Origin of the sequence: Antribacter soli (assembly GCF_021568775.1) — a bacterium.
Lineage (GTDB): Bacteria > Actinomycetota > Actinomycetes > Actinomycetales > Cellulomonadaceae > Antribacter > Antribacter soli.
In genome coordinates this window covers 55,197-63,861 of sequence record NZ_JAKGSG010000023.1, presented here as the reverse complement: position 1 = coordinate 63,861, position 8,665 = coordinate 55,197, and the positions used below count along the sequence as shown (strand labels likewise).

The 8,665-nt window shown below is 71.6% G+C and carries 8 protein-coding genes; 2 read left to right on the top strand and 6 right to left on the bottom strand.

Features of this window, described 5'->3' with window-relative positions; all coding sequences use genetic code 11:
• Positions 1–113: 113 nt before the first annotated feature.
• Positions 114–1,607: an RICIN domain-containing protein gene (locus L1785_RS07300; protein ID WP_236088551.1), complete on the bottom strand. Its 1,494-nt coding sequence runs from the start codon at positions 1,605–1,607 to the stop codon at positions 114–116.
• Between the two features lie 563 nt (positions 1,608–2,170).
• Complete coding sequence (locus L1785_RS07295; RefSeq protein ID WP_236088550.1) at positions 2,171–2,542, bottom strand: VOC family protein; 372 nt, start codon at positions 2,540–2,542, stop codon at positions 2,171–2,173.
• A gap of 97 nt (positions 2,543–2,639) precedes the next feature.
• Here L1785_RS07295 and L1785_RS07290 point away from each other — a divergent pair, with 97 nt between their 5' ends.
• Complete coding sequence (locus tag L1785_RS07290; RefSeq protein WP_236088549.1) at positions 2,640–3,371, top strand: TetR/AcrR family transcriptional regulator; 732 nt, start codon at positions 2,640–2,642, stop codon at positions 3,369–3,371.
• 431 nt (positions 3,372–3,802) lie between these two features.
• Here L1785_RS07290 and L1785_RS07285 read toward each other — a convergent pair whose 3' ends face one another.
• The 4 genes from L1785_RS07285 to clsA form a co-directional block, all read right to left on the bottom strand.
• Positions 3,803–4,309 (bottom strand): pyridoxamine 5'-phosphate oxidase family protein, encoded by a 507-nt coding sequence (locus L1785_RS07285; protein ID WP_236088548.1) that lies wholly within the window; start codon positions 4,307–4,309, stop codon positions 3,803–3,805.
• A 268-nt stretch (positions 4,310–4,577) separates the two neighbouring features.
• On the bottom strand, positions 4,578–4,910 hold the full coding sequence (locus L1785_RS07280) for a small basic family protein (RefSeq protein ID WP_236088547.1): 333 nt from the start codon (positions 4,908–4,910) through the stop codon (positions 4,578–4,580).
• Positions 4,907–5,833 carry a DUF881 domain-containing protein gene (locus tag L1785_RS07275; RefSeq protein ID WP_236088546.1) on the bottom strand — a complete coding sequence of 309 codons (927 nt, stop codon included), beginning with the start codon at positions 5,831–5,833 and terminating at the stop codon, positions 4,907–4,909. The genes L1785_RS07280 and L1785_RS07275 overlap by 4 nt, the downstream gene beginning before the upstream one ends.
• Before the next feature lie 5 nt (positions 5,834–5,838).
• Positions 5,839–6,411, bottom strand: coding sequence for a cardiolipin synthase ClsA (gene clsA / locus L1785_RS07270; protein ID WP_236088545.1), 573 nt, complete (start codon positions 6,409–6,411; stop codon positions 5,839–5,841).
• 342 nt (positions 6,412–6,753) lie between these two features.
• Here clsA and L1785_RS07265 point away from each other — a divergent pair, with 342 nt between their 5' ends.
• Positions 6,754–8,643 (top strand): DEAD/DEAH box helicase, encoded by a 1,890-nt coding sequence (locus L1785_RS07265; RefSeq protein ID WP_236088544.1) that lies wholly within the window; start codon positions 6,754–6,756, stop codon positions 8,641–8,643.
• The last annotated feature ends 22 nt before the right edge of the window (positions 8,644–8,665 follow it).

The following is an 8,665-nucleotide window of genomic DNA, read 5'->3' as shown; positions in this document are numbered from 1 at the left end:
TGGGCGGGGCCTGGTCGCCCTGGGTTTGGGGGTGGGCGCATCTGTGCTCCCGGTGTGGGGTGGTGGGCCTCGGCGCCATCGCCGCGCCCCACCAGGAGGAATCGCGCTCTGTACTAGATGTATCGGTCGATGATCGGAGTCAGCAGGTTGGCGATCTTCTGATGTCCGGCGTCGGTCGGGTGGACGTTGTCGCTGGTGTCAGTTGCCGGGTCGACCCAGCCGCTCGTGTCGACGAAGTGGACCCGGGTGTCCCCGGCGGCGACGCGCGCCTGGACCGCGTTCCGCGTCTCGGTCACGTACCGGTTCCTGAAGACACCCATCGCGAAGATCTCGGCGTTCGGGTAGGCCTGGCGCACGCGCTCCAGCATCACGACGTAGTTCCGCTGGAAGTCGGTGGTGGAGACACCGTGCCCGACGTCGTTGGTGCCCAGGTTGATCACGACGGCGGTGGCCTGGTACGTCGAGAAGCTCCAGTCGTCCTGGCTCACCCAGGCCGACGAGCGGCGGAACCAGTCCATCATCCCGTAGCAGCCGTCCGAGGTGCTGACCAGGCAGGCCCCACCCTGGGCGACCTGCGTGTGGCCGGCGCCGAGGGCCTCGCCGACCAGGTACGGGTAGGCCGTGAAGGGCCGGTTCCCGTTGGGCTGGCCCACGGTGATCGAGTCGCCGATGAACTCGATGAAGTTCGCCGGGCGTGCGATCGACGTCGTCGAGCCGCCCGAGGCCATGATGAACCCGGCGAACGCCGGGTCACCGGTGTAAGACCCGGCCCGCTCGCGGAACCCGATGCGGATGGTGTGGGTGCCGGCGCCGAGGCCCGAGGCGATGGTGATGTTCCCCGAGGCGCTCCGCCTCCATTGCTCGGGCGCGCCGTCGACCGAGTAGTACAGGTCGATGGTGCTCCGCAGCCGGACGCCGATCGTGGAGCCGGTGAAGGCAGCCTCGACGTAGCCGCCGGCCCAGCCCATGGTGCGCCAGGAGCCGTCGGCGGCCCAGCGGCCGTAATACTGGAGGTTCCGGTCCACGACCGAGCCGTCACCGGTCTGACCGCCGCCGTCTGCGCCGAGGGGGATCAGCCGCCAGCGCTGCACGGCCGAGCCGTTGCGGTCGTACTGCGAGACGCGGCTGCCCGGCTCGGTCGACCATTCCCAGTTGTCGAGGGCCTTGCCGGAGTTGCGGTTGACGATCTCGTAGGAGCCATCGGACTGCTCGTTGAGCTGCCACTGCTGGTTGGTGCCGCCGTTGCTCGGCCACTGGACGATGTCGGCGCCGTTCGCGGTGCTCTTCGCGTTGACATCGAGCACCTGACCGCTGTGCCGGGCTTCGATGCGGTAGTACCCGCCTCCGGCGTCGACGAATCGGAACTGCTGGTTGGCCGCATCGGTGCGGCTCCACAGCAGCGCTTGGGCCCCGTTCGCCGTCGAACGGCCCTCGATGTCGACCGCGAGCCCGGAGTGCTCGTTGGCGATCACGTACCAGGTGCCGGGGTTGACGGCCGCCGTGGCCGTGGAGGTGAATCCGGGCAGAACCGCCGCGACGAGGATCGCGCCGAGAGAGGCAGCAATCCATCGCCAGCGATTCCACCGCCGGGAGGAGGGAGAGCGCAAGGCAGGCTCCTTCGATCGGGATATTCGGAGTCCGTCGGCTCCCAGCGACCGGTCTCGATTCGCCGGATCAGAGTGCGCCGCACTCCTCCGGCCTGGGCCCCGCAGAAGGGCTGGTCGCCTCGTCGCTGAGACTCCGATCTGGCTCCTATGAAACGATATAATGTCCGGTTTACGGTAGCGCGCGCACCGTTCGAGTCAAGCCTCAGGGAGTGACCTAATCGTTTTGCATCGTTCGAGGTGGCGAGTTGAGGGCGTTTCGCCGGTTCGAGTCAACCTCGCGGAGAACGCGCGGGCCGCACTCCTCGCGGACCGGTACGACGACGACTGGGCCCGCCTCTGGTGGGTGCGGGCCGACGGCGTCGCCGTCGTCGAGCACGACGGCGAGCCCCGCGCGGCAGCGCTGAACGCGCTCGCCGCGCGGTACCCGCAGTATCGCGAGCACCAGCCGGACGGCCCGCCGATCGGGATGCGGGTGAGCCGGTGGTCCGGCTGGGCTCACGGGTGGGCGACACCGGTCCACATGGCGCTCCCCGGGTGCCGCCTTTCCCTCTTCGAGGTCGGGATCAGACCCACTGGACGAGCTGCCACACGATCCCGCTGGGGTCGGCGAACTGGCAGTAGCGCTCGCCCCAGGGCTCGGTCTCGGGCGGCGTGACGACTTCCGCTCCTGCGGCGGAGATGCGGGCGAACTCGGTGTCGAGGTCGTCCACGACGAACGCGATGAGCATCCCCTGGCCCGCCGGGCCCGCGATGCGCGCGGGCTTGAAGGTCCCCAGACCGACCCGCAGGAAGATGACGTTGACGCCGGCCGTCGGGTGCTCGAGGGACACGAAACCGTCGTCGGACATGGCCTCGGTGAACCCGAGGTGCTGCTTGGCGAACTCGGCCGACGCGGCGACGTCGGGCACGTTGAGGGACAGTGCCGTAGCGGTCACTTTCAAGCTGACTCCTCAATGATCAGAACCTTGTACGGCGTACAACGTAAGATCGTTGAAGAATGTTCCCGGCCCGCCATCCTGACTCCGGAGACCCATGCCTCGCGAGCTGATCGACCTGCTCTGGCGCGACCACCCGGCCGCCCCACAGGGCGGCGCGCGCGGGCCCCGGTCGCGCGTCACGACGGGCGCCGTGGTCGATGCCGCCGTCACGCTGGCCGACGCCGAAGGCCTCGCCGCCGTCACGGTCCGGCGCCTCGGCGAGTCCCTCGGCGTATCGGCGATGTCCGTCTACACACACGTGAACAGCCGCGACGACCTACTCGTCCTGATGGCCGACGCCACGTACGCGCGGATGCCGCTGCCCGCCCACGGGAACGCCCACTGGCGCACCCGCGTGCGCCGGGTCGCCGAAGCGAACCTCGCCCTCCACCTCCACCACCCATGGCTGCTGGAGGTCGACGACGATCGAACGGCGTTCGGTCCCGGCGCCATCGCGAAGTACGACCACGAGCTGCACGCGCTGGACCCGCTACTCCTGGACGACGTCGCCCGCGACGCCGCACTCACCTTCGTGCTCGACTTCGCCCGCGCCGCCGCCCGGGCGCAGCGGCCTCGCCCTCGGGCTGCCGAGATGCCGCAGACCTGGGCGCGGTGGGCCGAGCGACTCGCGGAATACCTCGGGGACACGCACACGCTCGCCCAGCGGGTCGGCAGCGCCGCCGGCGAGGCGATGAACGCACCCTCCAGTCCCGCCCACGCCTGGGAGTTCGGCATGGCGCGCATGCTCGACTCGCTGGCCGTGGCGGCCGACGGGCCGGGCTCGTAAGAAGCCGGCAAGCGCGGCAACCACTGCCGCCTGGTCGTCTCTGTGGGATCAGCGTCGGCGGACTGGTCTCTGGCCGATCCTGATCGGCGCCGAGTCCGACGACTCCCTCGCGGACTACTGGATGCTCCCCAGACCGCCCGAAGCCATCGACCGGCACGACGCCGACAACACGCTCGCCGGCCTGTGGGACGGGATCAATGAGCCGAGCGGGGACGAGGACGATGACGAGGAGGGGGACGACGGCTACCGCATGACAGCCCCTGGCCGGGACTCGCCGCCGCTGGTTCTTCGGTCGAGGACCCCGACGCAACGGCGCGGTGGCACGTCGAAGAGATCCTCGCCAGCCGCGGCACGCGCTGGCACCTCGGTCTCGCACCTGTCGACCGCAGCGCGGACGTGCTCGCCCGCACCGGCTGGTCCGGCCCCTGCAACTACCGCGGCACGTGGCGGGTCTGGCTGAACCTGCCCTTGCCGAAGGCCAGCACCTTGGCCGGATCCACGGCGAACACGAGCGCAGGCCCGCCGATGTCGTTGCGGAAGGCGCCGTCGCCGACCTCGTACTGCCACTGACCGTCCCACTTGGTGCGCCACGCCGCAGCGAGCCGCTCCAGCGCCTCCCGGGCGGTGACCCTCCTGGCCTCGCCCTCGACCACGACGTCCAGACCCTCGTCCCAGGTGTCGCTGCCCGTGGTCAGGACGACGTTCGGGTTGGCCGCGAGGTTGACCGCCTTCTGCTCCTCCGGCCCCGTGGTGAAGTGCAGTGCCCCGTCGAGCCAGACGGCGACGAGGGGGGTGACGTGCGGTCGGCCGTCGGCACGCACGGTGGTCAACCAGGTGATCTGGGCGTTCTCGAGCACCGCCTGGGTCGCCTGCCACGTGGTCGGCTCTGCGTCGGGGGCGCTGAACCGGGTGTCGAGTGTGGTCTCCGGGTCGTTCACAATCGTGCTCCTCGGCGTCGGGCGGAAAGCAAGCAGTCGATCGCCTCCTGGACGCGGCGCTGCGAACCACCCGCGGCGTCGTGGTCCATACCGTGTCCGACCGGCCGGCCGCTCGGAAGTCATCGCACGCTCTCGCGGCGGCGGGAGTCCCGGCATCGAGCCCGGAGCCGCGGCCTGGACGACGCGCACTGCCCCCCATGGAGCGTTCCCGCAGGTCAGAGCCCATTCCCGCAGGCAGGCCGCCGAGACGGCCCTCCCGCGAGGGTCATCACGCCTTGAAGATGTGGCGGCGGATCGACGCCACGTTGGAGAAGATGCGGATGCCGAGCACGACCACGACGGCGGTGGAGAGCTGGCTGCCGACACCGAGCTGGTCGCCGAGGAACACGATGAAACCGGCGACGATCACGTTCGACAGGAACGACACGAGGAACACCTTGTCGTCGAACAAGCCGTCGAGCATGGCGCGCAAGCCACCGAAGAGGGCGTCGAGCGCGGCGACCACCGCGATCGGCAGGTAGGGCTGCAGCACCACCGGCACGGTCGGCTGCAGCACCAGCCCTGCGACCACCCCGATGACGAGGCCGACGACTGCGATCATCCCTGATTCTCCTCCGGTGCCGGCGTGATGGCGCTCAGCAGTGGGCTTGGTGCCACGGCGCTCGGACTCGGGACGGTGCTCCGGACCGCCCGCGCGATGCGCAGCGTCTGCGAGCCCGCACCGTCGAGCGTGATGCTGCTCTGCGGAACGATGCTCTGCTGGATGCCGAACGTGGCGCCCAGCATCTGCAGGTAGGCAGGCGCCGCCGATCGGGCGAACTCCACCTGCAGGGTTTCCCGGTCGCCGATCGCTTCCACGCTGTAGGTCGGCCCGTTGAGGGGCTGCAGATCGACGAGGATCGCGTCGCCCGCGTTGCGGATCGCGGAGAGCGCGGTCAGGCGCTCCCCGTTGACGGCGATCGCCTCCGCGCCCGCGGCCCACAGGGCGTTCACGACGGTCTGCACGTCCGAGTCGCGTACCCGCGACTCAGGGTCGATGTCCTCCGGGTCGACGAGCCCGCCGCCGCCGTCGGTCAGCGAGACGACCATGCCGGGACCCGTCACGGGGACCGCGCCGTTCGCGAGGCGGTCCAGCCGGGCCGCCTCGCGGACCTCCTCGGGCACGCCCTCCGCCTGCTGGAGGGCGTCGATCTCCAGGCCGAGCACGACGGAGCGGCGCATCAGCTGGTCGACGGCGGTGCTGCGCTCCGTGATCTGCTCCACGAGCAGGTCGCGGGCCTCGGCGACGTCGGACTGCGGGGCTCGCAGCTGCCGGGCCGCGGTGACCGTGACGACCCCGAGGAGGACGCCGACGAGCAGGATCACGACGAGGCTCGCGGTGCCGCGGGTCTCCGCCCCGCCGGCCGCCGCGCGCCGGGCCGCGGCCTGCGCGTACCCGGGGTCGAGCGGTCGCTCCATCGCCTCGATCAGGAGCGTCATGGAGGCGTCGGGACGGCCCTGCCGCGGCGGCGTCACGCTGCTCATGCCCGTCACCCCGCGGCCGCCAGCCGCCGCGTCTGGGCGACGTACTGCAGGCCGGCCAGCCAGTACAGGCCCACGCCCCACCAGGTGAACGCCCAGCCCACCACGTGCGCCACGGCGCCGATCCAGCCCGGCATCTCCGCCAGGAGCAGCAGGGGGAACGCGTACAGCAGGGCGAAGGTCCCCGCCTTGCCCACGAGGCTCACCGAGAGGGTGCCGTAGCCGTGCCGCGCCAGCACGGGGACCAGGAAGGCCAGCATCAGGTCCCGCGCCAGGATCGCGGCCACGAGCCACACCGGCACCACCTCGCGCCATGCCAGGCCGAGCAGCGTCACGAAGATGAACAGACGGTCGGCCAGCGGGTCGAGCGTCTGGCCCAGCCGGCTCACCTGGTTCAGGCTCCGCGCCAGCACCCCGTCGAGCCAGTCCGTCGCGCCGGACACGGCGAGCACCACGAGCGCCCACACGTCGTGCCCCGCCACGATGAGCACGGCGAACACCGGCACCAGCGCCAGGCGCACCAGGCTGATCGCGTTGGGCACGGTCAGGACCCGGGAGCTGATCTCCTGCCCTGTGGACACGCACACCGCCTCACGACCGACGTCTTCCGTGCGCGCCATATTACGGCGCGCCCCTTGCAGATCCGCACGGCGCGCCAGGCGAAGTGCCTACCTGCACACGGAACCTGCACACCGCCATCCCCGGCGTGCCGCACATCACGCAAGAACCCGCTGGGCCACGGGGGCTCGCGGCCGTAGGATGGGCGCACCTTGGAGTTCGTCGTCTTCCCGCGTGTATGTGCGAGACAAGCCCGCAGCAAGTAGCAGCGGGGCAGGTGTGTTCGGGAGAGTCGACCAGGCCGGCGTCCGTGACGGGCGTCCCGCTCGGACTCCCTCACCTCCGACGAACGGTGTTCATACCGCATGTCCAGCATCAGCTCTGCCCCCGTCGTGCCCGCGACCTCCTTCGCCGACCTCGCCCTGCCGGCTCCGCTGCAGGCCGCGGTCTCCGACCTCGGCTTCGAGACGCCGTCCGCCATCCAGGCGGAGGCGATCCCCGCCCTGCTCGGCGGGCGTGACATCACCGGCGTCGCGCAGACCGGCACCGGCAAGACCGCCGCGTTCGGCCTGCCGCTGCTCGCCGCGATCGACCCGAGCCTGCGCCAGGTGCAGGCGCTCGTCCTGACCCCGACGCGCGAGCTCGCGATGCAGGTCGCCGAGGCGATCGAGACGTTCGCCTCGCACCTGCCGGGCGTCCGGGTGCTGCCCGTCTACGGCGGCTCCCCCTACATCCCGCAGCAGCGCGCCCTGCGTGAGGGCGTGCAGGTCGTGGTCGGCACCCCCGGCCGCATCAAGGACCACATCGAGCGAGGCGCCCTGGTCCTCGACGACATCCGCTTCCTCGTCCTGGACGAGGCCGACGAGATGCTCCGCATGGGCTTCGCGGAGGACGTCGAGGAGATCTTCGGCAAGGCCCCGGCCCGCCGCCAGGTCGCCCTCTTCTCCGCGACGATGCCGCCGGCCATCCGCCGCGTGGCAGACCACCACCTGGTGAACCCGGTCGAGATCGCCGTCGCGCGCCAGTCCTCCACCGTCACGTCGGTGCGCCAGACGTACGCCATCGTGCCGTTCCGTCACAAGGTCGGCTCCCTCGCGCGCGTCCTGGCGACGTCCGACGCCGACGCCGCGATCGTCTTCACCCGCACCCGCGGCGCTGCCGAGGAGGTCGGCTCCGCCCTGCTCGAGCGCGGCATCTCCGCCGCCACCATCTCCGGTGACGTCGCCCAGAAGGACCGCGAGAAGATCGTCGAGCGCCTCCGTGCCGGCGCCCTCGACGTCCTCGTCGCCACCGACGTCGCCGCCCGCGGCCTCGACGTGGAGCGCATCGGCCTCGTGGTGAACTTCGACGTCCCGGGTGAGCCCGAGGCCTACGTGCACCGCATCGGCCGTACGGGCCGTGCCGGCCGCACCGGCGAGGCGCTGACCTTCGTCACCCCGCACGAGCGCGGCAAGCTCAAGTCCATCGAGCGCACCATCCGCGTGCAGCTCGAAGAGGTGGAGATCCCCTCCCCCCGCGACGTGTCGGCCTACAAGGTCGCGCGCATGCTCGACGCCGTCGCGACCCGCCGCTCGGCCGGCCGTCTCGACCTGTACGCCGACATGGTCCGCGCCTACCTCGCGGAGCACGCCACCGACGGGGAGCCCACGGTCGAGGACGCCGTCGGCATCGGCGCGGCCCTCGCCGCACTGTTCGTCGGCGACGACGGCCCTCGCCTGCGCGAGGAGCAGGAGGAGTACGAGCGCGAGCGGGCCGAGGCCCGCGCCGCCACCGCCCGCCGCGAGACCCGCGTCGCGGGCCGGGGCGAGCGTCCCGAGTACGGCGACCGTCCCCACCGCGCCCCGCGCGACGGTGAGGCACGTGGCATCCGCCGCCCCGCGTCGGGCACCCGCTACCGGGTCAGCGTCGGCCACACGGACGGCGTCAACCCCGGCGGTATCGTCGGCGCCCTGACGAACGAGGGCGGCCTGAACGGGTCCGACGTCGGCAAGATCGACATCTTCGCCACGTTCTCCCTCGTCGACATCAGCGCCCCGCTCGACGCCGCGACGCTCGACCGCCTGTCCCGCGCCCGGGTCTCCGGCCGCGCCCTGCGCATCGCCGTCGACGGCGGCGCCCCCGACCGTGCCCCTCGTGGGGACCGCGGCGACCGCGGTGACCGCGGCGGGTACCGCGACAGCGAGCGTCCGCGCTCGGCCCGCGGCCCGGCGCACTGGGAGGCCCGCTCGGCCGACCGCACGGCCCGCCACCGCTGAGTCATGCCACGCTGAGCCTCGG